The sequence below is a fragment of the Rhizobium terricola genome (genome assembly GCF_012927355.1).
GTDB classification, from domain to species: domain Bacteria; phylum Pseudomonadota; class Alphaproteobacteria; order Rhizobiales; family Rhizobiaceae; genus Allorhizobium; species Allorhizobium terricola.
Genome location: NZ_JABBGK010000001.1, coordinates 1,105,365 through 1,130,009 on the forward strand (window position 1 = coordinate 1,105,365; position 24,645 = coordinate 1,130,009).

The 24,645-nt window shown below is 63.1% G+C and carries 20 protein-coding genes; 10 read left to right on the forward strand and 10 right to left on the reverse strand.

Translation table 11 applies throughout. The features are described from left to right. The first annotated feature begins 67 nt into the window (after positions 1-67). The 3 genes from glmS to HHL25_RS05170 are packed head-to-tail and all read left to right on the forward strand — an operon-like array spanning position 68 to position 3,103. A complete protein-coding gene (gene glmS / locus HHL25_RS05160) occupies positions 68-1,894 on the forward strand; it encodes a glutamine--fructose-6-phosphate transaminase (isomerizing) (RefSeq protein ID WP_169587913.1) in 1,827 nt (608 codons plus the stop codon). Further along, positions 1,891-2,394 carry a GNAT family N-acetyltransferase gene (locus tag HHL25_RS05165; protein WP_169587915.1) on the forward strand — a complete coding sequence of 168 codons (504 nt, stop codon included), beginning with the start codon at positions 1,891-1,893 and terminating at the stop codon, positions 2,392-2,394. The genes glmS and HHL25_RS05165 overlap by 4 nt, the downstream gene beginning before the upstream one ends. 10 nt (positions 2,395-2,404) lie before the next feature. Continuing rightward, on the forward strand, positions 2,405-3,103 hold the full coding sequence (locus HHL25_RS05170; protein ID WP_169587917.1) for a DUF502 domain-containing protein: 699 nt from the start codon (positions 2,405-2,407) through the stop codon (positions 3,101-3,103). Here HHL25_RS05170 and recG read toward each other — a convergent pair. Next, a complete protein-coding gene (gene recG / locus HHL25_RS05175; RefSeq protein ID WP_169587919.1) occupies positions 3,081-5,186 on the reverse strand; it encodes an ATP-dependent DNA helicase RecG in 2,106 nt (701 codons plus the stop codon). The two genes, HHL25_RS05170 and recG, sit on opposite strands and share 23 nt — an antisense overlap. Positions 5,187-5,284: 98 nt before the next feature. On the opposite strand from recG, the gene HHL25_RS05180 reads away from it, so the two are divergent. Then, complete coding sequence (locus HHL25_RS05180) at positions 5,285-5,602, forward strand: succinate dehydrogenase assembly factor 2 (protein WP_169587921.1); 318 nt, start codon at positions 5,285-5,287, stop codon at positions 5,600-5,602. Next, on the forward strand, positions 5,599-9,102 hold the full coding sequence (gene mfd, locus HHL25_RS05185; protein ID WP_169587922.1) for a transcription-repair coupling factor: 3,504 nt from the start codon (positions 5,599-5,601) through the stop codon (positions 9,100-9,102). The genes HHL25_RS05180 and mfd overlap by 4 nt, the downstream gene beginning before the upstream one ends. A gap of 10 nt (positions 9,103-9,112) precedes the next feature. On the opposite strand, the gene HHL25_RS05190 is transcribed toward mfd, so the two are convergent. The 3 genes from HHL25_RS05190 to HHL25_RS05200 form a co-directional block, all read right to left on the reverse strand. Beyond that, positions 9,113-10,042, reverse strand: coding sequence for a DMT family transporter (locus tag HHL25_RS05190; RefSeq protein ID WP_169587924.1), 930 nt, complete (start codon positions 10,040-10,042; stop codon positions 9,113-9,115). A gap of 57 nt (positions 10,043-10,099) precedes the next feature. Beyond that, positions 10,100-10,771 (reverse strand): DsbA family oxidoreductase, encoded by a 672-nt coding sequence (locus HHL25_RS05195; RefSeq protein ID WP_169587926.1) that lies wholly within the window; start codon positions 10,769-10,771, stop codon positions 10,100-10,102. A 124-nt stretch (positions 10,772-10,895) separates the two neighbouring features. Then, on the reverse strand, positions 10,896-12,698 hold the full coding sequence (locus tag HHL25_RS05200; protein ID WP_315853026.1) for an extracellular solute-binding protein: 1,803 nt from the start codon (positions 12,696-12,698) through the stop codon (positions 10,896-10,898). 269 nt (positions 12,699-12,967) lie between these two features. Between HHL25_RS05200 and HHL25_RS05205 the strand changes: the two genes are divergently transcribed. Then, the gene (locus HHL25_RS05205) at positions 12,968-13,612 is read left to right on the forward strand and encodes an invasion associated locus B family protein (protein WP_169587928.1); all 645 of its coding nucleotides are present in this window, start codon (positions 12,968-12,970) and stop codon (positions 13,610-13,612) included. 86 nt (positions 13,613-13,698) lie between these two features. On the opposite strand, the gene hspQ is transcribed toward HHL25_RS05205, so the two are convergent. After that, the gene (gene hspQ / locus HHL25_RS05210; protein ID WP_169587930.1) at positions 13,699-14,028 is read right to left on the reverse strand and encodes a heat shock protein HspQ; all 330 of its coding nucleotides are present in this window, start codon (positions 14,026-14,028) and stop codon (positions 13,699-13,701) included. 63 nt (positions 14,029-14,091) lie between these two features. After that, positions 14,092-15,027 carry a DMT family transporter gene (locus tag HHL25_RS05215; RefSeq protein ID WP_169587932.1) on the reverse strand — a complete coding sequence of 312 codons (936 nt, stop codon included), beginning with the start codon at positions 15,025-15,027 and terminating at the stop codon, positions 14,092-14,094. A 193-nt stretch (positions 15,028-15,220) separates the two neighbouring features. Here HHL25_RS05215 and HHL25_RS05220 point away from each other — a divergent pair, with 193 nt between their 5' ends. Together HHL25_RS05220 and HHL25_RS05225 are read left to right on the forward strand one after the other, a co-directional pair. Continuing rightward, positions 15,221-16,243, forward strand: coding sequence for a hypothetical protein (locus tag HHL25_RS05220; RefSeq protein ID WP_169587934.1), 1,023 nt, complete (start codon positions 15,221-15,223; stop codon positions 16,241-16,243). A 17-nt stretch (positions 16,244-16,260) separates the two neighbouring features. Further along, entirely contained in the window at positions 16,261-17,298 is a 1,038-nt protein-coding gene (locus HHL25_RS05225) for a TAXI family TRAP transporter solute-binding subunit (RefSeq protein WP_169587936.1), read from the forward strand. A gap of 133 nt (positions 17,299-17,431) precedes the next feature. Here the strand turns inward: HHL25_RS05225 and glnA are convergent, their stop codons facing one another. Together glnA and HHL25_RS05235 are read right to left on the reverse strand one after the other, a co-directional pair. Then, on the reverse strand, positions 17,432-18,841 hold the full coding sequence (gene glnA / locus HHL25_RS05230) for a type I glutamate--ammonia ligase (RefSeq protein ID WP_169587938.1): 1,410 nt from the start codon (positions 18,839-18,841) through the stop codon (positions 17,432-17,434). 61 nt (positions 18,842-18,902) lie between these two features. After that, positions 18,903-19,241, reverse strand: coding sequence for a P-II family nitrogen regulator (locus tag HHL25_RS05235; RefSeq protein WP_015916113.1), 339 nt, complete (start codon positions 19,239-19,241; stop codon positions 18,903-18,905). Between the two features lie 343 nt (positions 19,242-19,584). Here HHL25_RS05235 and HHL25_RS05240 point away from each other — a divergent pair, with 343 nt between their 5' ends. Next, the gene (locus HHL25_RS05240; RefSeq protein WP_169587940.1) at positions 19,585-21,054 is read left to right on the forward strand and encodes an NAD(P)H-hydrate dehydratase; all 1,470 of its coding nucleotides are present in this window, start codon (positions 19,585-19,587) and stop codon (positions 21,052-21,054) included. Positions 21,055-21,127: 73 nt separating this feature from the next. Further along, a complete protein-coding gene (locus HHL25_RS05245) occupies positions 21,128-22,009 on the forward strand; it encodes an EamA family transporter (RefSeq protein ID WP_315853027.1) in 882 nt (293 codons plus the stop codon). Positions 22,010-22,016: 7 nt separating this feature from the next. Here HHL25_RS05245 and HHL25_RS05250 read toward each other — a convergent pair whose 3' ends face one another. Next, the gene (locus HHL25_RS05250) at positions 22,017-23,663 is read right to left on the reverse strand and encodes a Na/Pi cotransporter family protein (protein WP_169587942.1); all 1,647 of its coding nucleotides are present in this window, start codon (positions 23,661-23,663) and stop codon (positions 22,017-22,019) included. A gap of 161 nt (positions 23,664-23,824) precedes the next feature. After that, positions 23,825-24,628: a DUF72 domain-containing protein gene (locus HHL25_RS05255; protein ID WP_169587944.1), complete on the reverse strand. Its 804-nt coding sequence runs from the start codon at positions 24,626-24,628 to the stop codon at positions 23,825-23,827. Between the last annotated feature and the right edge of the window lie 17 nt (positions 24,629-24,645).

Sequence of the window (24,645 nt, forward strand, 5' to 3'; positions counted from 1 at the left end):
CCGGATTGCGTAACTCACGAAAACCATTAGGACTGGCGCCGAAGACCAAAGCCAGACGGAGAATTCTATGTGCGGTATTGTCGGTATTGTCGGTAATCAACCGGTGTCTGGCCGTCTGGTCGACGCCCTGAAGCGGCTCGAGTATCGGGGCTATGATTCCGCCGGCGTCGCGACGATCCACGACGGCGTGATGGATCGCCGGCGTGCCGAGGGCAAGCTGTTCAATCTCGAGAAGAAGCTCGATTCCGAACCGCTGTCCGGCACCATCGGCATCGCCCACACCCGCTGGGCGACCCACGGCGTGCCGAACGAAACAAATGCCCATCCGCATTTCGTGGAAGGTGTCGCAGTCGTTCACAACGGCATCATCGAGAACTTTTCCGAACTGCGCGACGAACTGACGGCGGAAGGCGCGGTCTTCACCACCCAGACCGACACCGAGATCGTCGCACAGCTGCTCGCCAAGTATCGCCGCCAAGGCCTCGACAACCGCGCAGCGATGCTTGCCATGCTCAACGACGTGACCGGAGCCTATGCGCTTGTCGTCATGTTCGCCGACGATCCGGACACGATCATGGCCGCCCGCTTCGGGCCGCCGCTCGCCGTCGGCTTCGGCAAGGGCGAAATGTTCCTCGGCTCGGATGCGATCGCGCTGGCTCCCTTCACCAACGAAATCGCCTATCTCGTAGACGGCGATTGCGCGATCATCCACAAGGGTGGTGCCGAGATCATGGACTATGCGGGCAACCCCGTGGAGCGTCCCCACCAGATCTCGCAGGCGACGGCCTTCATCGTCGACAAGGGCAACCACCGCCATTTCATGGAAAAGGAAATCTACGAGCAGCCGGAGGTCATCTCCCATGCGCTGTCGCACTACGTCGATTTTCATAGCCATGAGGTGAAGCCGGTCGACGCGGCCATCGATTTCAAATCCCTGCGCGGACTGGCCGTTTCCGCCTGCGGTACGGCCTATCTGTCCGGCCTCGTCGGCAAGTACTGGTTCGAGCGCTATGCGCGGCTGCCGGTCGAGATCGACGTGGCGTCAGAGTTCCGCTACCGGGAAATGCCGCTCTCCAAGGATCAGGCCGCTCTTTTCATCTCGCAGTCCGGGGAGACCGCGGACACGCTCGCCTCGCTGCGCTACTGCCATGAGGCGGGCCTGAAAATCGGCGCGATCGTCAACGTCAAGGAATCGACCATCGCCCGCGAGGCGGATGCCGTCTTCCCGATCCTTGCCGGTCCGGAGATCGGCGTCGCATCGACCAAGGCGTTCACCTGCCAGCTCGCCGTCCTCGCATCGCTGTCGATCGCTGCCGGCAAGGCGCGCGGCACGATCTCGGCGGAAGAAGAAAAGCAGCTGGTGAAGAACCTCGCCGAGATGCCGCGCATCATGAGCCAGGTGCTCAATGCGATCCAGCCGCAGATGGAAGCGCTGGCGCGCGATCTCTCGAAGTTCAAGGACGTGCTCTACCTCGGCCGCGGCACCAGCTATCCGCTCGCCATGGAAGGCGCACTGAAGCTCAAGGAAATCTCCTATATCCATGCCGAAGGTTACGCCGCCGGAGAACTGAAGCACGGGCCAATCGCGCTGATCGACGAGAACATGCCGGTCATCGTGATAGCTCCCCACGACCGCTTCTTCGACAAGACCGTGTCGAACATGCAGGAAGTGGCGGCCCGCGGCGGCAGGATCATCTTTATCACGGACGAGAAGGGGGCTGCCGCCTCCAAGCTCGAGACCATGGCGACCATCGTGCTTCCGAACGTCGCGGAGATCATTTCGCCGATGGTCTTCTCGCTGCCGATCCAGCTCTTGGCCTACCACACCGCAGTCTTCATGGGCACCGACGTCGACCAGCCGCGCAATCTGGCGAAATCGGTCACCGTGGAATGAGGATCCGGCCGGAAGCGCCCGGAGACGAAGCCGCAATCGGCGCGATCACCGCGGCCGCCTTTGCCGGCCATCCCTATAGCGACGGGTCGGAACCGCGCATCATCGAGCGGCTCCGGCAGGCCGGTGTTCTGACGCTTTCGCTGGTCGCGGAGGACGAAAACGAGATCGTCGGGCACGTCGCCTTTTCGCCGCTGACGCTCTCGGGGGGCGAAACGGGCTGGTACGGGCTCGGGCCTGTCTCGGTGAAGCCTGGGCGCCAGCGGGGCGGGATCGGTTCGTCGCTGATCCGAGAAGGCCTTTCCGTCTTGACTGCCGGTGGCGCGGCCGGGTTCGCCCTGGTCGGCGATCCGGCCTACTACAATCGCTTCGGCTTTGTGGCCGGTCCTTCGCTTTCGGTCGCTGATGTGCCGCCGGAGTTTTTCCTGGTTCTGCCCTTGCACGGCAAGGCCCCGTCCGGCATTGTCGCCTTCCATCCGGGTTTTTACGGCGACGCAACATAGACGGCGAGCGATGAACGACGATAACCCCGACCGGCTTTCCCTTGCGACGCGGCTTCGAAACAACTTCCTGACCGGACTGATCATCTGCGCGCCGATTGCCATCACGATCTGGCTGACCTGGACCTTCATCCACTGGGCCGATAGCTGGGTGAAACCCTATATCCCGAACCGCTACAACCCGGAAAGCTATCTCCAGTTCGCCATTCCGGGTTTCGGGCTGCTGATCGCGCTCGTGGTCATCACGCTGATCGGTTTTCTCGGCAAGAACCTCATTGGCCGCTCGATCGTCTCCTACAGCGAATCCATCCTGCACCGCATGCCGCTGGTGCGCACGGTCTACAAGAGCACCAAGCAGATCTTCGAAACCGTGCTCAAGGAACAGTCCAGTTCCTTCAAGAAGGTGGGTCTGATCGAGTTTCCGTCCCCCGGCACCTGGGCGCTGGTCTTCGTGTCGACCGATGCCAAGGGCGAGATCGCCGCGAGGCTCGGCGAAGACGGCGAGGAAATGGTCGCCGTTTTCCTCGCGCCGACGCCGGTCCCGACCGCGGGCTTCCTGATGTTCGTGCCGCGCAGCAAGTTGAAGCTGCTCGACATGTCGCCGGAAGAGGGCGTGAAGCTTCTGATTTCCGCGGGTCTCGTGACGCCGGAGTATAAGACGGCGGCGACCGAAGAGGCCGAAAAGGCCGTCAACCCGCCCGCAGAAACCTGATCGCCTCGTCGCGACGGTGCAAATAGAGCAGGGTGCGCACGGCCTCGCCGCGTTCGCTCGTCAGATCCGGATCACGTTCGAGAAGGTAGCCGGCATCCTTCCGGGCGATCTCCAGGAGATCTGCATGGGCCTCGAGGCTGGCGATCCTGAAACCCGGTGTGCCCGACTGGCGGGTTCCCAGCAGCTCGCCTTCACCGCGCAATTTCAGATCCTCTTCGGCGATCAGGAAGCCGTCCTCGCTGTCACGAAGGATCGAGAGACGTGCCTTTCCGGTTTCGCCGAGCGGCCCCTTGTAGAGCAGGATGCAGCTCGACGCCTCGTCACCACGGCCGACACGGCCGCGCAACTGGTGCAACTGGGCCAGGCCGAAGCGCTCGGCATGCTCGATCACCATGATCGTCGCGTCGGGAACGTCGACACCGACCTCGACCACGGTGGTGGCCACCAGCAGGCGCGTTTCGCCACTCTTGAAGGCGAGCATAGCGGCATCCTTCTCCGGGCCGCTCATGCGACCATGCACCAGCCCGATCGGCGCGCCGATCGCCTTTTCCAGGACCGCAAAGCGTTCTTCGGCCGACATCAGGTCCGACACGTCGGATTCCTCGACCAGCGGGCAGATCCAGTAGGCCTTCTTGCCCTCGGCGACAGCCGAGCGCAGACGGTCGACGATTTCGCCGGTCCGTTCGCTCGGAACCGTCACCGTCTGGATCGGTTTTCGTCCGGCCGGTTTCTCGGTGAGCTTCGAGACGTCCATGTCGCCGAAGGCGGCGAGCACCAGCGTTCGCGGAATCGGGGTAGCCGTCATCACCAGCATGTGCGGCGAAATCCCCTTGGCGGTCAGCCTCAGGCGCTGGTGTACGCCGAAGCGATGCTGTTCGTCGACGACGGCCAGCATCAGGTTGCGGTAGTTGACCGTATCCTGAAACAGGGCATGGGTGCCGATCACGATCTGCGCTTCGCCCGAAGCGATCCGCTCGGTGATCGCGTCGCGCTCCTTGCCCTTGGTGCGGCCGGTCAGCACTTCGACGCGAAGGCCGGCGGACGCGGCGAATTTCGAAATCGTCGCATGATGCTGGCGGGCCAGGATCTCGGTCGGCGCCATCAGCACGGCCTGGCCGCCGCTTTCCACCACGGCGGCCATAGCGAGCAAAGCGACGAGCGTCTTGCCGGCGCCGACGTCGCCCTGGAGCAGGCGCAGCATGCGGGTATCGGAGCCCATGTCGTTGAGGATGTCGGCAATCGCCTGCGACTGGCTCGCGGTCGGCGAGAAGGGAAGGGCGGCAAGGATTTTTTCCGAAACCTCTCCCGTGGCCCGGACCGGGGTCCCTGGTACCTTGCGCAGCTTCTGCCGGACGAGCGCCAGCGACACCTGTCCGGCCAGAAATTCGTCATAGGCGAGGCGCCGACGGGCCGGCGCCTGCGGATCGATGTCCTTTTCGTCGCGGGGATGGTGGAGGTCGAGGAAACTCTGACGGATGCTCGGGAATCCCTGGCGCGTGGCAAGCGCGGGATCGGCCCATTCGGGCAGCTCCGGCACACGCTCGACGGCATGTTCGACCGCCTTGCGCAGCACCTTGGAGGACAGCCCCGCCGTCAGGGGATAGACCGGCTCGACCAGCGGCAGGTTCTCAGCCTCGCTCGCCCTCACCATCAGATCCGGATGAACCATCGACGCGCGGCCGTTGAACCAGTCGACCTTGCCGGAGACGATGACCTCCTCGTCGATGGGAAGCGCCTTCTCCAACCAGTTGCCCTTGACGCGGAAGAAGGTCAGCGCCAGTTCGCCGGTCTCGTCGTGGATGAAGACGCGATAAGGCAGGTTGGACTTGCCGCGCGGCGGCGGCTGGTGTCGGTCGACGCGGCCGGTGATCGTGACCGTCGCCCCTTGCTGGGCAAGCGCGATCCCCGGCTGGTTGCGGCGATCGATCAGCCGGAAAGGCGCGAGGAACAGGAGATCGACGACGCGGGCATCCTCCACGTCCTCCCGGCCGAGCAGGCTCGCCAGCAACTGGGCAAGCTTCGGCCCGACGCCGGAAAGCGAAGCGACGGAGGCGAACAGGGGATCAAGAACGGTCGGCCGCATGATGGCTGGCAAAATGCGCCGAGAATTACCGCCTTGGCAAGGCTGACATTTCCCGATCGAGGGGCTATAGAGGCGCATCAACAGGAAGGTGTTTCGTCATGACCGGTTTGACCCTCAGCAGTGCAGAACTCGACCCGCGCCGCCGGCGCATCCTGTTCCGCTGCTGGCATCGCGGCATTCGCGAGATGGACCTGATCCTCGGCCAGTTCGCCGAGGCCGAAATCGGGACCATGGACGCGGAAACCCTCGACGAACTCGAGCGGATCATGAGCGAAGAGGACCAGGACCTGATCAAGTGGATCACCGGCGCGGCACCTGTTCCGGATCACCTGAAGACGCCGCTTTTCGAGCGCATCGCCGCCTGTCGTCCCGACTTTTCGCCCGTCACCGTGGAAAGCCTCGGACGTCCGGAATGATCTCGCTATTCGATGCCAGGAAGATCGGCCAATCGGCGACCGCGCTGACGCTCAGCCAGGTGCCGGACGGCATGGATGCCTTCCTGCTGGCCGAACTCGCCCGTGAGGGGCAGCCGGTTGCCTATGTGATGTCGGACGGCCAGCGCATGGCCGACATCGAGCAGATCCTGTCCTTCGCCGCACCGGAAATCCCGGTTCTCACCCTGCCGGCCTGGGACTGCCTTCCCTATGACCGCGTGTCTCCGTCGGCCGACGTTTCGGCCCGCCGGCTCGCCGCCCTTTCCGGGCTGATCGCCCATGCCCGCAAGCCGCATGCGGCGATCGTGCTCGTCACCGTCAACGCCATGCTGCAGCGCCTTGCCCCGGCGGAGGTCATCGAAAGTCTCGCCTTTTCCGCGAGACCCGGCAATCAGGTCCGCATGGACGACATTGCCGCGCGGCTGGAGCGCAACGGATTCGAACGGGTGGCGACCGTGCGCGAAGTCGGCGAGTTTGCGGTGCGCGGCGGCATCCTCGACGTCTTCGTGCCGGGCTCGGAGGAGCCGGTCCGCCTCGACTTTTTCGGCGATACGCTGGAGAGCATCCGCAGCTTCGATCCGGCCTCGCAGCGCACGACCGGCCAGGCGCGCTCGCTCGACCTCAATCCGATGAGCGAGGTGACTCTGACGCCCGAGACGATCAGCCGCTTCCGCAAGAACTACCTGTCGCTGTTCGGCGCGGCAACCCGCGACGACGCGCTCTATTCGGCCGTGTCGGAGGGCCGGCGCTATGCCGGCATGGAGCACTGGCTGCCGCTGTTCCACGATCACCTTTCGACGGCCTTCGACTATCTCGCAGGCTTTCGGATCGTCACCGACCACACGGTGCGCGAGGCCGCCGAAGAGCGGGCCAAGCTCATCCGCGACTACTACGAGGCCCGCCTCAACAGCGGAACGCCCGGCAAGGGCCATCTCGCCCAGGGCACGCCTTACAAGCCGGTCCCGCCAGAACGCCTCTATCTCGGCTCCGCCGAATTCGGCCGGGCGCTGGATGAACGCGCGCCGATCCGGCTCACCCCGTTCGCCGAGCACGAGGGCGAGAGCAGGAAGGTGATCGAAGTCTCTGCGCGACCGAGCCCGCGCTGGGCAAAGGCCGCGGTAGAGACGGGCGAGGGCAATACCCGCGTCAACGTCTTCGACCAGGCCGTCAAGTACATCGCCGACAAACGGGCTTCGGGGTCGAAGGTGCTCGTCACCGGCTGGTCCGAAGGCTCACTCGACCGGTTGCTGCAGGTTCTCGAGGAACACGGGCTTGCCAACCTCAAGGCGGTTTCCGCGCTCAAGGAACTCGACAGCCTGGAGAAGGGCGAGGCGGCGACCGCCGTACTCAGCCTCGAGGGCGGGTTCGAGGCCGGCGATCTTGTCGTCGTCGGCGAACAGGACATTCTCGGCGATCGCATGGTCCGCCGTTCGAAACGCCGCAAGCGGGCGGCCGACTTCATCTCCGAGGTCGCCGGCCTCGACGAGGGATCGATCGTCGTTCATGCCGAACACGGCATCGGCCGCTTCGTGGGCCTGCGCACCATCGAGGCCGCCGGCGCGCCGCATGCCTGCCTCGAACTGCTCTACGCGGACGATGCCAAACTTTTTCTGCCGGTCGAAAACATCGACCTGCTGTCGCGATACGGCTCGGAAGCGTCCGACGCGCAGCTCGACAAGCTGGGCGGTGGCGCCTGGCAGATGCGCAAGGCCAAGCTCAAGAAGCGCCTTCTCGACATGGCGGGCGCGCTGATCCGGGTCGCCGCCGAGCGCATGACCCGCACGGCGCCGGTGCTGACCACCCAGGAAGGGCTCTACGACGAATTCGCCGCCCGGTTCCCCTATGACGAGACCGAAGACCAGATGAATGCCATCGAGGCGGTGCGCGGCGATCTCGGCGCCGGCCGGCCGATGGACCGGCTCGTCTGCGGTGACGTCGGTTTCGGCAAGACGGAAGTTGCGCTGCGCGCCGCCTTCGTCGCGGCGATGAACGGCATCCAGGTTGCCGTGGTCGTACCGACCACGCTTCTGGCGCGCCAGCATTTCAAGACCTTCTCCGAGCGCTTCCGTGGGCTGCCGATCCGGGTCCAGCAAGCCTCACGCCTGGTCGGCACCAAGGAGCTGAACCTCGTCAAGAAGGAAGTCGCGGAAGGCAAGACCGACGTCGTGGTCGGAACCCATGCGCTTCTCGGCGCCGGTATCACCTTCGCCAATCTCGGCCTGCTCATCATCGACGAGGAGCAGCATTTCGGGGTGAAGCACAAGGAGCGCCTGAAAGAGCTGAAAAGCGACGTGCATGTGCTGACGCTCTCGGCGACGCCGATCCCGCGCACGCTGCAGCTCGCCATGACGGGCGTGCGCGAGCTGTCGCTGATCACCACGCCGCCGGTCGACCGCATGGCGGTCCGCACCTTCATCTCGCCGTTTGATCCGCTGGTCATCCGCGAAACGCTGATGCGCGAACACTATCGCGGTGGGCAGAGCTTCTATGTCTGCCCCCGGCTTGCCGACCTTGCCGACATCCAGGCCTTCCTCCAGTCGGACGTGCCCGAACTGAAGGTGGCGGTCGCCCACGGCCAGATGCCGGCGGGCGAGCTCGAGGACATCATGAATGCCTTCTATGATGGGCGCTACGACGTTCTGCTTTCCACCACGATCGTCGAATCGGGCCTCGATGTTCCGACCGCCAATACGCTGATCGTGCACCGCGCCGACATGTTCGGTCTCGCACAGCTCTATCAGCTGCGCGGCCGCGTCGGCCGATCCAAGGTGCGCGCCTTTGCGCTGCTCACTCTTCCGGTCAACAAGGTTCTCACCACCACCGCCGAACGGCGCCTCAAGGTGCTGCAGTCGCTGGATACGCTGGGCGCCGGTTTCCAGCTGGCGAGCCACGACCTCGACATCCGCGGCGCCGGCAACCTGCTCGGCGAGGAGCAGTCCGGCCACATCAAGGAAGTCGGCTTCGAGCTCTACCAGCACATGCTGGAAGAAGCGGTCGCCGAAGTGAAGGGTGTCGACGAGATCGTCGATACCGGCTGGTCGCCGCAGATTTCGGTCGGCACCTCGGTGATGATCCCGGATCAATACGTGCCGGACCTGCACCTCAGGCTCGGCCTTTATCGTCGCCTCGGCGAAATCACCGAGGTCGAGGACATCGACGGCTTTGGCGCGGAGATGATCGACCGCTTCGGCCCGCTGCCGATCGAGGTGCAGCATCTCCTCAAGGTGGTCTACATCAAGGCGCTCTGCCGCAAGGCCAATGTCGACAAGCTGGAGGCGGGACCGAAGGGTGTCGTCGTGCAGTTCCGCAACAAGGAATTCCCCAATCCCGCAGCACTCGTCGGTTACATCGCCAAGCAGGGCACGATGGCCAAGATCCGCCCGGACCAGAGCGTGTTCCTGACCCGCGACCTGCCGACCGCGGAAAAGCGCCTGCAGGGCGCTGCGGTGGTCATGACGCAGCTGGCGGAACTGGCGAAGTAGCGTCGTCCCGCTAATCGTCTTCAGGCTTGATCGCCAGTGCCGCCTCGTCCTTCCCGGCGACAGGCGGCGGGAGCGGGACACCCTTTGTCCGCTCGCGGGCAATGGTCAGCAGGCCCGAACCGATGATCAGCACGATGCCGGCGACCATCGGCAGATCGACGCGGTCGCCGAAGATCAGGTAGCCGAAGAGGATGCCCCAGAGCATCTGGCTGTACTGGATCGGCCCGACCACGGCGGCCGGTGCATAGAAGGCGGCATACATCAGCAATACGTTGCCCAACGCGCCGAGCAGGCCATAACCGGCGAGCAGCAGCCATTCCTCGCCGCTTGGCAGGCGGAAATCGCCGAGCATGAAGAGGCCACAGATGACGAGGCCTCCGAGCAGGCCGGCGCCATAGAGAGAAATGTTCTTCTCCTTCGGCCCGATGGCTCGATAGATGACGATCGAGACCGCACCACTGACCCCGGCGAAGATCGCGCCGACATGACCGATGGAGAGTTCGCGGAAACCGGGCCTGAGCACGACGAGGACGCCGAGAAAGCCGACGATCACGGCGCTCCAGCGGCGGATGCCGACCTGTTCCTCGAGGAAAACCACCGACATGATGGTGACGAAGGAGGGCAGCAGGAAGATCAGGCAGAAGGCTTCCGCCATCGACAGATGGGTGAAGGCCGTCACGCTGCCAATGATGCCGGCGCCAGCGGAGAAGAAACGGAGCAGCCAGAGCGGGCGATTGGTCGTGGCGAACATGTCCTGCCAGCGATCGCCACGCTTCATCAGGAAGGGCAGGGCGGCGATACCGAAGACGGCGCCGAAGAAGCCGGATTCATAGGGGCTGACGCGCCCCTCGATGAGTTTGACGCAGGCATCGGAGATGGCATAGGCGGCGAAGGCCGTAAAGGCGATCAGGATGCCTCGAAGAACGAGGTCGGAGCGCATGAGAAGAGAATCCCGGGAGGAAGGATCTTTCGTGCTTAGGTGCGTTGCGCCACGACGTCAATTGAGTTTCGAGCGCGCTTCCGCCTTCATGCGGGCGATGTCGCGCAGCGCGCCGGCCAGCACGTCCGGCGTCTGGGCGCCGCTTACCGCATATTGCTGGTCGAAGATGAAGAACGGCACGCCGTTCACGCCCATCTGCTTCGCCGCCTCGATTTCGGCGGTGACATGGGCCTTGTCGGCATCGCCGGTCAAAAGCGCATCCGTCAGGGCCCGGTCCAGGCCGGCTGCCTCGGCGATGTCGAGAATGACGGTGCGGTCGCCGACATTGCGCCCTTCCTCGAAATTGGCCTTGAACAACGCAGAGACCACACGGTTCTGCATTTCGCGATCCTCGACGCCGGCCCAGTGGATCAGCCGGTGGGCGTCGAGCGTGTTGGGGCCGACCTTGATCGCGTCGAAGTCGAAGGCAATGCCGACCGCGGCGCCCATCTCGCGCAACTGCGCATGGGCGCTGTCCATGTTGTCCTTGCCGCCGAGCTTTTCGGCCAACGCCTTCTGGTGGTCGACGCCTGCGGCCGGGTAGTCGGGATTGAGCTGGTAGGGGCGCCAGTTGACGTCGACACCCACCTCGTCCTGCACTTCGGCGATGGCGAGATCGAGCCGCGCCTTGCCGAGATAGCACCAGGGACAGACGACGTCCGAGACGATGTCGATGGTGATGCGTTCCATGGTACTTGTCCTTTCCGGTCGGCCGGTCGTCGAGATGCGTTGCGCTGCGAGGTAGGGCCAATCGCGGCGGATTTCAACCGGTTACGCGAAGGTAACCACCTGCCGAACAGCCACGCGACCGCCTTTACTGCGCGCGGGCATCCCACCAGACCGGGAGCTGGTAGCCATAGAGCGGCGACGTCTCCGGTCGTCCGATGTGCTTCCAGCGGGCCACCCATTGCTCACCGATATGGTAGAGCGGCACGACATAGTGGCCGTCGACGAGCAGGCGATCATAGGCGCGCACCGCGGCGCGGAAATCCTCGATGCTGCGGGCATTGGAAAGCGCATCGATCATCCGGTCGATGTCCGGATCGGCCACGCCCGCATAGTTGAAGCTGCCTTGAGCGTCGCGCGACGACGAGCCCCAGCGGTTGACCTGTTCGGCGCCCGGTGAAAGCGAGGAGGTGTAGGCCTTGATGATCATGTCGTAGTCGAAGCTGTTGGAGCGGGCCTGGTATTGGGCGTCGTCTACGGTGCGGATCGACATGTCGATGCCGATCAGGGCAAGCGCGCGCTGATAGGCGATCGCCATCTTCTCCTGGCTCTCGTTCTGCGTCATGACCTCGAAGGCAAGCGGCTTGCCCGACGCGTCGACCATCTTGCGGCCGTTGATCGTATAACCGGCAGTCTTCAACAGTGTGACGGCCTCGCGCAGAATCTTGCGGTCGGCGCCCGATCCATCCGAAACCGGCATCGCATAAGTGCCGGCAAGGATCGCCGGGTCGATCCGGTCTCTGGCCGCACCGAGCAGGGCGAGTTCGCGTTCGTCCGCGGCATTGCCGAAGGCACCGAGCGCGGAATTCTGCCAGTAGCTCTGGCTGCGCTTGAAAGCGCCGCCGTAGAGGTTCTTATTGGCCCATTCGAAATCGAAGGCGAGCGAGATCGCCTCACGGACCTTCTCGTCGGCGAACAGCGGACGGCGGGTATTGAAGACGAAGCCAAGCATGCCGGAGGGCAGACCGGGCTGGAAGACCTCCTTGACGACATCGCCGTTCTGGGCGGCCGGGAAATCATAGGCGCGTGTCCAGTGTCCGGAATCTCCCTCCGGATAGACGTCGACGTCACCCTTCTTGAAGGCCTCGAACAGGGTCGAATCCTGAAGAAAATAGGTGACCGAGATCTCGTCGTAGTTGTCGAAACCAACCTTGGCGGGAATATCCTTGCCCCAATAGTTGGGGTCGCGCTCCCAGGTGATCTTCTCGCCCGCCTTGATCGACTTGATCTTGTAGGGGCCGGAACCGACCGGGATCTTGAGCGAGGTCTGCTCGAAGGTCGACGCGTCGGTCGCATGCCGGGGCAGGATCGGCGACATGGCGATGATCAGCGGCGTTTCGCGGTTCGCCTTGTCGTTGAAGGTGAAGCGTACGCTGTGCTCCCCGACCTTCTCCATCTTGTCGACCACCGTCAGGCGGCGGTTGTAGGGCGGCCGGCCCTTTTCCTGAAGCAGGTTGAAGGAAAAGATCACGTCTTCCGGCGTGACCGGCTTGCCGTCCTGCCAACGGGCCTTCGGATTGAGGTTGAACTGGATGAAGGTGCGGTCCTCGTCCCATTCGACCGTCTCAGCCAGAAGACCGTAGAGGGAAAAAGGCTCGTCGCTCGAGCGCGTCATCAGCGATTCGTAGAGCAGGTTGCCGTATTCCGGATCCCAGACGCCGCGGGCCGTGGTGCGCATGCCCTTCAATACGAAGGAATTCAGGCTGTCGAACGTTCCGACGACGCCGTAGTTGATCTTGCCGCCCTTCTTCACCGCCGGGTTCACGTAGGGGAAATGCTTGAAATCCGCGCCAAGCGCCGGTTCTCCATGCATTGCGATGCCATGCAGCGGTTCTGCGAAGGCCAGGCCGCACTGGGCAAGGAAGAAGAGGCTGAGGGCGATACGTCGCACGGTGTTTCCTTTCCGGGGTTACCGAAGAATCTGGCGGAAACTATCATGAACACCATAAAACCAACACATCGCGAGCGGAAAAACGTAACCGTCTTCCGGCTGCGCCCAAAGAAAGACTGGATATTCCAGACTTCGCGATGTAACAGGGGATCCGGGTGACCAAGGTCATGTATTTGCCTCAATTGAACGACAGTTGACGGCCAGCACGACCGGCAAATGTCGCGGCCAGGAATTGCCTCGATATCGGTTTTCAGGAGACGGATTAGGTTATGATGTTCAAAGCAACCAAAGCTACGCGGACTGCACTGTCTGCTCTCGTTCTGACCCTTGGTGCGGCTTCGGCCCCGGTGGTCGCAAGCGCGCAGGAAGCCGCCCCGGCAGCGGGCGCTCCCGGTCCGGCAAAGTGGTTCAAGACCTGCAGCAAGCAGGAAGAGGCCGATGTCTGCGTGGTTCAGAACCAGCAGCTCGCCCAGAACGGCCAGCTGATCACCGCCGTCGGCCTGATCTCGGTCGAAGGCAAGATCAACCGCAAGATCCTGCAGGTTACCGTTCCGTCGGCTCGCCTCATTCCCCCGGGCATCATGATGCAGATCGACGGCGCCAAGGGCACCAAGCTCGACTACGCAGTCTGCCTGCCCGACCGTTGCACGGCTGAAATCCCGCTGACCGACGCCATGATCGCCAGCCTGAAGAAGGGCAACGAGGTCGTTTTCACCTCGATCAACTTCCGCCGCGCTCCGAACCCGATCAAGATCCCGCTGGAAGGCTTCACCGGCGCTTATGACGGCGAGGCGATGTCCCAGTCGCAGGCCGAAGAGCGCCAGCGCCTGCTGCAGGAAGCCATGCAGAAGAAGCAGGAAGAGCGCAACAAGGCGATCAACGACGCCCAGAACGCCGCCAAGCAGGGCAACTGATCCCTGCAGGTTCCGGAATGAAAGAAGGCCCGCGTCTGACGCGGGCCTTTTTCGTTTAGTTTGATCAGGGGCGGGACGCCGGCACGTCAGTGCGCGAAGTTGACCTTCGGCTTGTAGTGGCCGGCCTGCTCAAGCACGAAGATCTGCTGCACCTGGGGATTGCGCAGCGGCTCGTCACTTTCGTCCTTCTCCAAGTTCTGCTCCGATACGTAAGCCACGTATTCGGTTTCCGCATTTTCGGCGAGCAGATGATAGAAGGGCTGGTCCTTGGTCGGTCTCACTTCGGCCGGAATGGCGTTCCACCATTCCTCGCTGTTAGCGAATTCCGGATCCACGTCGAACACGACGCCGCGGAACGGAAAGACCTTATGTCTGACGACTTCCCCGATACCAAATTTTGCGTTGCGTTGTTTCATGGCTTCACTTCCTTTCCCTATAAATCTGGGGAGGATGGCGTGAAACATCAAGAGGTAGACACCTCACCCCGTGGAAGCGGCGGCCTTTCGGCCCGGTGCGGTGGCAAGCACCAGCCCGCCCATGACGAGTACGATCCCGACCGCGTGATAGGTCTCGAACCGTTCTCCGAGGAAGAGGACAGCCATGACAATCGACATCGGCGGCATCAGATAGAGCGTCACGCCGGCCATCGCCGGACCGAAGACACGGACCGCGTGCTGGAAGCAGTAGAAGGCTGCGAGCGAGGCGAAGGCGATGATGCCCGCGAGCTTCACCCAGTCGCCCTGTGTATCCGGCAGGAGCCCGCCGGTCAGCACTTCGTACAGCGCCGGAGGCAGCAGGACCAGCGCGCCGGAGAGGGAGAGGAGGCCGAAGAGCGGCATGGGCGGCATCGCCTTGACCGCCGGATGTCTGAGCAGCAGCGAATAGAGCGCAAAGGCAATCGCCGCCGCGAGAATGCCGAAGTCGCCGAGATTGAAGCGCAGGTGGAGGAGCGCCTGCGGCTCGCCCTTCAGCACGATCACCGTCACCCCCGCGAACGCGATCAGCATGCCGACCAGTTCGCCGGCGCCGATACGGCGTCCCTGAAACATCCATTGCAGCAGGATGATGAACAGCGAGGACGTCGTGTAGATCAGCGTGGCGTTCGAGGCGGTCGTCATGGTCAGTGCCCAGTAGACGAAACCGCCGCAGATGCCCATGCCGAGAATACCGAGCACCAGCCAGATCACCGTGTTCGCCCGCACGAAGGCGAGGCAGCGCGCGCGCTCTGCATAGACGAAGGGGAAGATCACCAGCGCCGATCCCGCCCAGCGGATGAAGGCGGTCGTGAAGGGCGCGATATCGCCGGTGATGCCGCGGCCGAAGATCAGGTTCGACGAGAAGAACACCGGCGCCAGCAGGAAGAGAACCCAGTCGAGTGTGCGTGGGGCTGCACCGGTGGCATTGCTGTCTGTCATGGAGGGATATCGACCTGCCGGATCAAGGGGTGGAGCGAGCCTATCGCGGGAATTCCGTAACCGCGACACTACAAAGCCGAGCACGTCGTGAAAAGCCGCAAAACCTCTCCCCGGTACGGCCGGGAGTAAACTTGCACGCCCCCGGAATTCACGCTACCCAACCCATGAGGTCACACGCCGGACGGGAGATGCCGTGAGCAATCAGTGGGGCAGGGATACGCAGAGCATAACACGGAGCCGGGGAGCGCCGATCGGCACCCTTATTGCGGTGCTTCTCAGCCTCGGCATCGGGGCGGCGGCGGGTTACGGCGCCTTGCAGGTTCTGACGACACCGGACGCGCAAAAGCTCGCCCGGGCCGAGGAACGCATTGCGGCACTCACCGCTGAGGTTGCCGAAAGGGACCGGCAACTGACGCAGGCCGCTGAAGCGGTCCAGCAAGCGCAGGCTGACACCGAAGGCGTCTCAAGTTCGGACAAAGTCGAACTCCGACAGACGATAGCCGCGCAACGCGCCGAACTCGATGCGATGACGGAGAAACTTGCGCAGGCAAGCACAGCGCTTGAGAGAGAAAAGCAGCGCACAGTCGAACTGGAAACCGAGATCGCGGCAGCGCGCCGCAACGCGGATGATCAAGCGCGTTCAGCCGACCAAACGAAGCGCACAGCAGACGAAGCCGTGTCTTCCAGTCTCAGCGAACTGAGGGACCTGAAGCAGACCCGGATCCCTGGGCTCGAAGCACAGATTATATCATTGCAGAAGGACCTTGCCACCTCTGCTGCTCGGATAGAAAAAGCGGCGAGCGAAGCCAAGGAGCTGCGCAGGCAAATGGCGGCGGCAAGGGACGCTCGAAGTGACTCCGAAAACGCGTTGACGCTCGAGCGCGCCCGGGCCGCCGATCTCCAGGCGCAACTGGCACGGATGCAGCAACAAACGGCTGGCGGAGAGAGCAAGAGCCCGCAGGGCGTCGTCGAGGAGACACCGGCCAGTGCCGAAACCTCATCGACCGTGAACACCGCCGGCCGCGAAGTCGATCTGGTTGCCGATGCGCTTGACCGGACACCCGGCATCGACCGATTGTCGGCGGCCGACCGCGACCGCCTGCAGGAGATGCTGGTCTCCGGCCAATGCGTGACGACGAGCCTCAAGGCAGTGTTCCGTTCGGTCCCGGTCGTGACGCTGCGGAACCTGATGCGCGACTTGAAGAGCGGCTGTTGAGCGAAAGGAAACTCGCCATGTCCACCAGACTGAAACTCCTCGCAGGTGTCCTTGGTACGCTGCTCGTGGCCGGCACCGCTGCCGCCGACAGCTTCGAGCGGAACATCATGACCGGCGGGCCGAGCGGCACCTATATCCGCATCGGGCGGGACATCGCAGCAATTGGCGCGGAATGCGGCCTCGGCCTCAATGTCGTCGAAAGCGCGGGCTCGCTCGAGAATTTCGTTGGCGTGCGCAACCGCCGCAACACCCAGTTCGGCATCGTGCAGAGCGACGTGCTCGAATATCTGAAGACCTTCGAGGCGAACGATCCCGAGGTGCAGCAGGCGGTGCGCGGGGTCCGGATCATGTTCCCGCTCTACAACGAGGAAGTCCACGTTCTTGCCGACAAGGACATCGGGGAACTCAAGGATCTGGCGGGCAAGAAGATCGCTATCGGCAAGGCCGACAGCGGGACCTATCTCACCGCCACCCTGATGCTCGACATCCTGCAGATCAAAGCTGCCGAGCGGTTGACGATCAATCCGGACGAGGCGCTGCCGAAGCTCATGGCAGGCGAGATCGACGCGTTCTTCTATGTCGCCGGCGCACCCGCGGCGCTCTTTGCCAATGCGAAGATCGACGGTTCGAAGTTCCATCTGCTGGCGATCAAGGATGCACCGCTGCTCGCGACCTATACGCCCGCAACGGTCGCCGGCACGACCTACAGCTTTCAGCAGGAACCGGTCGACCTGGTCGCCGTTAAGGCCGTGCTGATGACCTACGACTACGATCCGAAGAAGAATGCCTATCATCGCGACAGTTGCCGCTCGGTCTCCGACTTTTCCAGTCTTATCCTCAACGGCATGCCGACGCTTGAGGAGAAGGGCCATCCGAAGTGGAAGTCGGTCGACCTGACGGCCCTGCCGCCCGGCTGGCAGGTCGGCACCTGCGTCAAGGCGGGCATGGCGCTCGACTACAAGCCGTCCTGCACCGCCGCCAAGCCGCCCGCAGAAGCGGATGCGAACGAGGAATATCTCAATCTGCTTAAGCAACGCCTCAAAAAGCAGCCATAACTAATTTTGATTACTCAAAAATAGCTATTTCTAATCCATTGTAGGCAGAAAGAGAAAGCCGGCGGCACCCGAAAGGACGCCGCCGGCTTCCGTTCAGATCGTCGATCCGCGATATGCGAACCGAACCAATCCCTTAGACGGAGTAGTACATGTCGAACTCGACCGGATGCGGGGTCATTTCGAAACGCATCACTTCGGCCATCTTGAGTTCGATGAACGAGTCGATCTGGTCGTCGTCGAAGACGCCGCCGGCGGTGAGGAACTTGCGATCCTTGTCGACGCTTTCGAGCGCTTCGCGCAGCGAACCGCAGACGGTCGGGATCTTCTTCAGTTCCTTCGGCGGCAGGTCATAGAGATCCTTGTCCATGGCCTTGCCCGGATGGATCTTGTTCTTGATGCCGTCGAGGCCGGCCATCAGCATGGCAGCAAAGGCGAGGTAGGGGTTGGCGGTCGGGTCGGGGAAGCGGACTTCGACACGCTTGGCCTTCGGGTTGGAGCCGAACGGAATGCGGCACGATGCCGAGCGGTTGCGGGCCGAATAGGCCAGCAGAACCGGAGCTTCATAGCCCGGGACCAGACGCTTATAGGAGTTGGTCGACGGGTTGGTGAAGGCGTTCAGGGCCTTGGCATGCTTGATGATGCCGCCGATGAAGTAGAGGCAGTTTTCCGAAAGGCCGGCATATTCGTCACCGGCGAAGGTCGGCTTGCCGTCCTTCCAGATCGACATGTGAACGTGCATGCCCGAGCCGTTGTCGCCGAAGATCGGCTTCGGCATGAAGGTTGCGGTCTTGCCGTAGGCATTGGCGACCTGGTGCACGACGTACTTGTAGATCTGCATCTTGTCGGCGTTGCGGACGAGCGCGTCGAACTTGATACCGAGTTCGTGCTGGGCTGCCGCCACTTCGTGGTGATGCTTTTCGACCACGACGCCCATCTCGGAGAGTACGGTCAGCATTTCGGAGCGCATGTCCTGCAGGCTGTCGATCGGCGGGACCGGGAAGTAGCCGCCCTTGACGCGCGGACGGTGGCCGAGGTTGCCGGTCTCGTAGTCGGTGTCGTCGTTGGACGGCAGTTCGGAAGAGTCGAGCTTGAAGCCGGTGTTGTACGGGTCAGCCTTGTACTTCACGTCGTCGAAGACGAAGAATTCGGCTTCGGGACCGACAAAGACGGTGTCGCCGATACCGGAGGCCTTGAGGTAGGCTTCGGCCTTCTTGGCGGTGCCGCGCGGGTCGCGATTGTAGGCTTCCCCCGAGACCGGGTCGAGAATGTCGCAGATGATGACCATCGTCGACTGGGCGAAGAACGGGTCCATGTGGACCGTGTCGGTATCCGGCATCAGAACCATGTCGGACTCGTTGATCGCCTTCCAGCCACCAATCGAGGAGCCGTCGAACATCACGCCGTCGGCGAACATGTCTTCGTCGACGCAGGCGATGTCCATGGTGACGTGCTGCAGCTTGCCCTTCGGGTCGGTGAAGCGCAGGTCGACGAACTTGACGTCGTTGTCCTTGATTTGCTTGAGAATGTCGTTTGCGGTCGGCATTGTCGAATTCCTTGAGTGAGATGATGATTATAGGTCCCGGCCCTCGACGGGGGCGGGCCGATTAGATGGCGTCGACGCCGGTTTCGCCGGTACGGATGCGGACGACTTCTTCCACGTTCGACACGAAAATCTTGCCGTCGCCGATGCGGCCCGTCTGGGCGGCATTGCGGATGGCGTCGATGACGGCCTCGACGTTTTCGTCCGCCAGGACGACCTCGACCTTGACCTTGGGGAGGAAGTCCACGACGTATTCTGCGCCGCGATACAGTTCCGTGTGCCCCTTCTGCCGACCAAAACCCTTGGCTTCCGTGACCGTGATACCCTGCAGGCCGACTTCCTGAAGGGCCTCCTTCACTTCGTCGAGCTTGAAAGGCTTTATGATCGCTTCGATCTTTTTCATGAGAAAATTTCTCTCCGCTTCCCTCATTGTGGCGGTTATTCCGCTCGCTCCCCCGATGCACGTAACGTGCCAATTTCTCGCCGAACTTGGAAGAAAATCGGAAAAAATCGAGCCTCCGAGGCAAATCTTGCGCAATACCGGGCAAAACTCCAGCCCATTTCATCGATTTTGTGATTTTTTTGCTCGGTTCTTTCGTCGCAGGCAATCGGCCGGATTTGTGTGTGCCGATTATTTAATCGGCGGTAGATGGACGTAATTTGTGCAATTGCATTCTATTTGTGCGCATGCCGTTTAGGCGGGCTCCTCCGTTTCCCAACAGGGCGGAATCTGCTTTGATGCGGCCATGAACAAGGATTGCGAAAACTGGTTGCTCACACCCGCCGCGATGGGGCGGGTCGATGATGCGGCGGCCCGGTCGGGCATGAATTCCTATGGCCTGATGGAGAAGGCCGGCCAGGCCGTCAGCGCCGCCGCATTGCGGCTCTTTCCCGGTGCCCGCCGCTTCGTCGTCCTCAGCGGGCCGGGCAACAATGGCGGCGACGGTTACGTGACGGCCCGGGCGCTCAGCGAGGCGGGCGCCGCCGTTTCGATCTTCCGCCTCGGCGATCCGTCGCGACTGAAGGGCGACGCGGCAACCGCCTTTGCACACTGCCTCCTCGATGGCGACGATCTCGACGCCTATCAGCCATGGGCGGGCGACGTGGTTGTCGATGCCATCTTCGGCGCGGGCCTCGACCGCCCGGTGCCGGATACCGTCCGTCACGTGATCGAGCGGGTGAACGTGGCCTCAATCCCGGTGATCGCCGTCGACCTGCCTTCCGGCCTCGACGGGCGAACGGGCAGGGTGCTCGGGGCCGCCTTCACGGCGGTCCACACTGTGACCTTCATGACCCGCAAGCCGGCCCATGTGCTGTTGCCGGGCCGGAGACTCTGCGGTTCGGTCGAGGTATACGACATCGGCGTCCCCATGCGCATCGTCGCCGGCGAGGCTGGATGTGTCCGGGTCAACTCGCCGTCCGAATGGCAGTATGAGTTTCCGTCCGAAGGGCTGGAGAGCCACAAGTTCAGCCGGGGTCATCTGACCGTGTTTTCCGGCCCGGCGGCCGCGACCGGCGCGGCGCGACTCTCTGCCGCCGCCGGACTGCGCATCGGTGCCGGCCTCGTCACGCTCGCGTCGCCGACCGCAGCGCTCGAGACAAACGCGGCCCAATTGACCGCCGTGATGCTGAAGGCGATCGACAATCCCTCCGACCTGGCAGTCTATCTCGACGACCCCCGACACAACGCCTTCGTGATCGGTCCGGGTTTCGGCATCGGCGAGAGAACGCGCGCCTTCGCGCTTGCATTGAAGGACCGGCTGGTCGTGCTGGACGCCGATGCGATCACCTCCTTTCGCGATGAACCGAACGCCTTGTTCAACGCCTTCTCGGGCGGCGATTTCCGGCTGGTGCTGACGCCCCACGAGGGCGAGTTCGCCCGGCTCTTCCCCGATCTCGCAACGGACGAGCGTCAAAGCAAGATCGAGCGGGCCCTTGCCGCTGCGGTGCGCGCCCATGCCGTCATCGTCTACAAGGGGGCTGACACAGTCATCGCCGCGCCGGACGGTCGGGTGCTCGTCAATGACAACGCGCCCGCCTGGCTGGCCACTGCAGGATCAGGCGACGTGCTGGCGGGCATGATCGGCGGACTGCTCGCCCAGGGCATGCCGGCCTTCGAGGCCGCCGCGGCAGGGGTCTTCCTGCACGGTAAGGCAGGGACCGCCGCGGGCAGGGGACTGACGTCCGAGCATCTCATCACAAGTATTGAACGTTAGCGCATAACTATGCGTTTCCCGTAACGGGCCAGGGTGGTGTATCGCAAGGCAGCACAACGCTGGAGAGAGAGTCGTGAAGCCTGTCCATATTCTGCTTCTTGTTCTGGTGGCGGCCCTCTGGGGCTTCAACTTCGTGGTTATCAAGCTCGGCCTCGACAATTTCCCGCCTCTGCTCTTTTCGGCCCTGCGGTTTCTGTGCGCAGCCGTGCCGCTGGTCTTCTTCATCCCGAAACCCGATGTTCCCTGGCGCATCATCATCGGCATCGGGCTGGTGCTTGGCGTGGTGAAATTCTCGTTCCTGTTTATCGGCATCAAGGTCGGCGTACCGCCAGGCCTCGCTTCGCTGCTTCTGCAGTCACAGGCCTTCTTCACCGTGCTACTCGCCTTTCTGATCTTCGGCGCCCGTCCGCGCCCGCTTCAGATCGGGGGGATGGCCATCGCCTTTTCCGGGATCGCACTGATCGGCTCGTCGATCGACGGCAACTTCACGCTCACGGGGCTTGCGCTCGCCATTGCCGCGGCAATCGCCTGGGCATTCTCCAACATGCTGATGAAGAAGGCCGGCAACGTGCCGATGCTCAACCTGATGGTCTGGGTCAGCCTCGTGCCACCGATCCCGCTTCTCGTCATCTCGGTCCTGTTCGAAGGCCTGGATCGCGACCTTGCGGCGATCGCCCATATCAGTCTGACGGGGGCAGCCACCGTGCTGTTCGTCGCCTATGTCGCGACGATCTTCGGATTCGCCGTCTGGGGCGCGATGATCAGCCGCTACGGGGTCTCGACCGTCGCGCCGTTCTCGCTTCTGGTTCCGGTCTTCGGAATGTCGTCCTCGGCGCTCTTCCTCGGTGAGGCGTTCGGGCCGCTGCGCATGGTGGCCGCCGCCCTGATCGTCGCCGGTCTGGTGATGAACGTGTTCAATCCGCAATGGCTGAGCCGAAAGGCGGCGACCGCCTGACGGACCGTCAGAGGAGACGGCTGCCGCGCAGCATGCCCTCGTTCTCTAGCAGCGGATAGCCGATCGAGGCGAAGAGCGAGTTGATCTCCTTCAGATCCCGCATCGTGTCGATGTGCAGCGAACTCGACTCGAAGCTCGCCGCATTGCCGTTGCGCAGCCGCTGCAAATGCTGTTCCTCGCTCACCCGCACGAGATTGCGTACCTCCTCCTTGCAGGCCACCAGTTGGCGCGCATGCTCAACATCGCGGTTGACCAGGAGGTTGAAGGCAAGCCTCGCATTCTTGACCACCTCGTGGTGCATGGCGGTCAGTTCCGCCCAGCCCTCGGGCGAGAATGCGGTGTTGCGGTCGTGCTTCTTGCGGGCGCGCGTCAGCATGTTCTGCGAGATGATGTCGGCCGCCTGCTCGATCTTGATCGTCGTTCCAAGGAGGTTCTGGCACTGGGCCGCGGAGGCGGGATCAAGTTCGCTGCCGGAAATGCGCGCCAGGTAGAACTTGATGTCGCGGTGGATCTCGTCGATCTCGTCGTCGAGCGCGGCGATCCGCTGCATCTTCTTCGGATCCCATTTCTCGTAGAGTTCGAAGATCCAGCTCAGCATGACCTCCGTCTTCTCGCAGACGGTCAGAACCTCACGCGTCGCATTGCTGATTGCCTGGCGCGGATTGGCGAGGTCGGCGGGGTTGAGCGCGGAGAGACGGTTCCGGCTCTCCTGTTCCACGGGCGGGCCGGCGAGGATTTTCTCTAGGATCGAGGAGACGATACCGCTGAAAGGGAGGCCGAAGACCAAGACCGCGGCATTGATCGCCAAGTGGATCATCACCACGGAATCGCCGGGTCCCGCGGCGAAGAAATGAGGATCGACGGCAAACACGAACTGCAGGGCGAGCGCAATCAGCGTGCCCAGTCCACGGATCACGACATTGCCGAGCGGCACGATTCGGGCTCCGGCCTCGGCATTCTTGGTGAGGATCGCGCCGATCACGGCCGCCCCGAAATTGGCGCCAAGCACGAGCGGAATGATGAGGCTCGGTGGCAGGAGGTGACGGTCGGCCAGCGAGGCAAAAAGCAGGATCGTCGCGACGCTCGAATGGAAGGCCCAGGCGAGCAGGGCCGACAGAAGAAAGGCGGAAATCCAGTCGCGCGACAGGTAGTTGAACACGAGCGGCAGGATCTCGCTCGATCGGAGCGGGTCGGACGCCTGGCCAATCATCCTCAGCGACAAGAGCAGCAGCCCGAGGCCGAAGAAAATGCGGCCGGCCTGACGCCAGTTGCGGGATTCCGAGGCACGAAAGGCGATCGTGCCCATCAGCATGAAGACCGGAATGAGGATCGACAGATCGTAGCGCAGAATGCGGACCACGAAGGCCGAGCCGACATCCGCCCCGAGTAGTGTCGCGACGCCGATTGCCGCCGACACATAGCCGCCGGCGACGAAGGACGCGACAATCAGCGCGACGGCCGTCGCGCTCTGCAAAGCGATGGCGAAGAAGAACCCGGCGATCGCCGCCGTGAAGCGATTGCTGACCGCCGAGCGGAGCCGCTCTTTCAGGACATTGCCATAAGCGCGCTCGATTCCCGTCCGCACCATGCGCGTCGCCCACAGGAGCAGCGCGACCGCCCCGGCCAGATTGATGAAGACAGCGATCCCTGACATGACACCTCGACGACGGACGATGCGGCCGGCGCAGCTGCGCCGGTCCGGTTAAAGAGGTCGAGTTTCAATCCTTTGGCGGCGGACGTGGTCGACTCTGCGACTGAACCTAGTCCAGATTCGCCATTGTCACAATTTACCGCCGATTGGCTGTGACCAGCCCGTCAGGCGACCTTCGATTGCAGCAGCCGTGCGCCGTTCGGCGCATTGACCTTGCCGCCGGTGATGAAGAAGGCGAACACGTCGCGCGGCTTGGCCTCGATGGGCCGCTCCGCGGCGATCCGGGGCAGGTCCGGCGGCAGGCCGCCTTCGGCATAGGTCTTCAGCCGTCCCGCCCATTCCGCGACCGCTGGTTCGGGATAACAGGTCGCCACCTCATCCGACCCCTTCTGTAGCCGCGCATAGACGAAATCGGCTGTCGGGTCGGCGAACATGGGGTAGTCGTGATGATCGGCGCAGACCGCAGCCACGCCGTATCTGGAAAGCATGTCGATAAATTCGGGGACCAGGAACGACTCGTGCCGCGGCTCGACGACGTGGCGCAGCGGGCGGCCGTCAAGTTCCCGGGGCAGCAGGGCCAAAAAGGCCTCGAAATCCGCAGGGTCGAACTTCTTGGTCGCCATGAACTGCCAGAGGATCGGCCCGAGATGGTCTTTGAGCTCGACGATGCCCTGACCGAGGAACTTGTCGATCGACGGTCCCGCTTCCGCGAGCACCTTGCGGTTGGTGCAAAAACGGCTGGCCTTGAGCGAGAAGACGAAGCCCTCCGGCACGTCCGCTGCCCATTTGGCAAAGGTCTCCGGCTTCTGGCTCGAATAATAGGTGCCGTTGACCTCGATCGCCGTCAGCTCGCGGCTGGCGAATTCCAGCTGTCGCTTCTTCGCCAGCTTCTCCGGATAAAATGTCCCCTCCCAGGGATCGAAGGTCCAGCCGCCGATGCCGGTGCGGATTGTGCCTGCAGCCATCATCTCCTCCAAATAGTTGC

Coding starts and splice junctions, on each gene's coding strand:
- HHL25_RS05240 (WP_169587940.1), top strand. CDS start 19,585: ATGAACAAGGATTGCGAAAACTGGTTGCTCACACCCGCCGCGATGGGG.
- HHL25_RS05250 (WP_169587942.1), bottom strand. CDS start 23,663: ATGTCAGGGATCGCTGTCTTCATCAATCTGGCCGGGGCGGTCGCGCTG.
- glnA (WP_169587938.1), bottom strand. CDS start 18,841: ATGCCGACCGCAAACGACATTCTCAAGCAAATCAAGGACAACGACGTC.
- HHL25_RS05170 (WP_169587917.1), top strand. CDS start 2,405: ATGAACGACGATAACCCCGACCGGCTTTCCCTTGCGACGCGGCTTCGA.
- HHL25_RS05205 (WP_169587928.1), top strand. CDS start 12,968: ATGATGTTCAAAGCAACCAAAGCTACGCGGACTGCACTGTCTGCTCTC.
- HHL25_RS05225 (WP_169587936.1), top strand. CDS start 16,261: ATGTCCACCAGACTGAAACTCCTCGCAGGTGTCCTTGGTACGCTGCTC.
- HHL25_RS05180 (WP_169587921.1), top strand. CDS start 5,285: ATGACCGGTTTGACCCTCAGCAGTGCAGAACTCGACCCGCGCCGCCGG.
- glmS (WP_169587913.1), top strand. CDS start 68: ATGTGCGGTATTGTCGGTATTGTCGGTAATCAACCGGTGTCTGGCCGT.
- HHL25_RS05255 (WP_169587944.1), bottom strand. CDS start 24,628: ATGATGGCTGCAGGCACAATCCGCACCGGCATCGGCGGCTGGACCTTC.
- HHL25_RS05235 (WP_015916113.1), bottom strand. CDS start 19,241: ATGAAAAAGATCGAAGCGATCATAAAGCCTTTCAAGCTCGACGAAGTG.
- mfd (WP_169587922.1), top strand. CDS start 5,599: ATGATCTCGCTATTCGATGCCAGGAAGATCGGCCAATCGGCGACCGCG.
- hspQ (WP_169587930.1), bottom strand. CDS start 14,028: ATGAAACAACGCAACGCAAAATTTGGTATCGGGGAAGTCGTCAGACAT.
- HHL25_RS05190 (WP_169587924.1), bottom strand. CDS start 10,042: ATGCGCTCCGACCTCGTTCTTCGAGGCATCCTGATCGCCTTTACGGCC.
- HHL25_RS05165 (WP_169587915.1), top strand. CDS start 1,891: ATGAGGATCCGGCCGGAAGCGCCCGGAGACGAAGCCGCAATCGGCGCG.
- HHL25_RS05215 (WP_169587932.1), bottom strand. CDS start 15,027: ATGACAGACAGCAATGCCACCGGTGCAGCCCCACGCACACTCGACTGG.
- recG (WP_169587919.1), bottom strand. CDS start 5,186: ATGCGGCCGACCGTTCTTGATCCCCTGTTCGCCTCCGTCGCTTCGCTT.
- HHL25_RS05195 (WP_169587926.1), bottom strand. CDS start 10,771: ATGGAACGCATCACCATCGACATCGTCTCGGACGTCGTCTGTCCCTGG.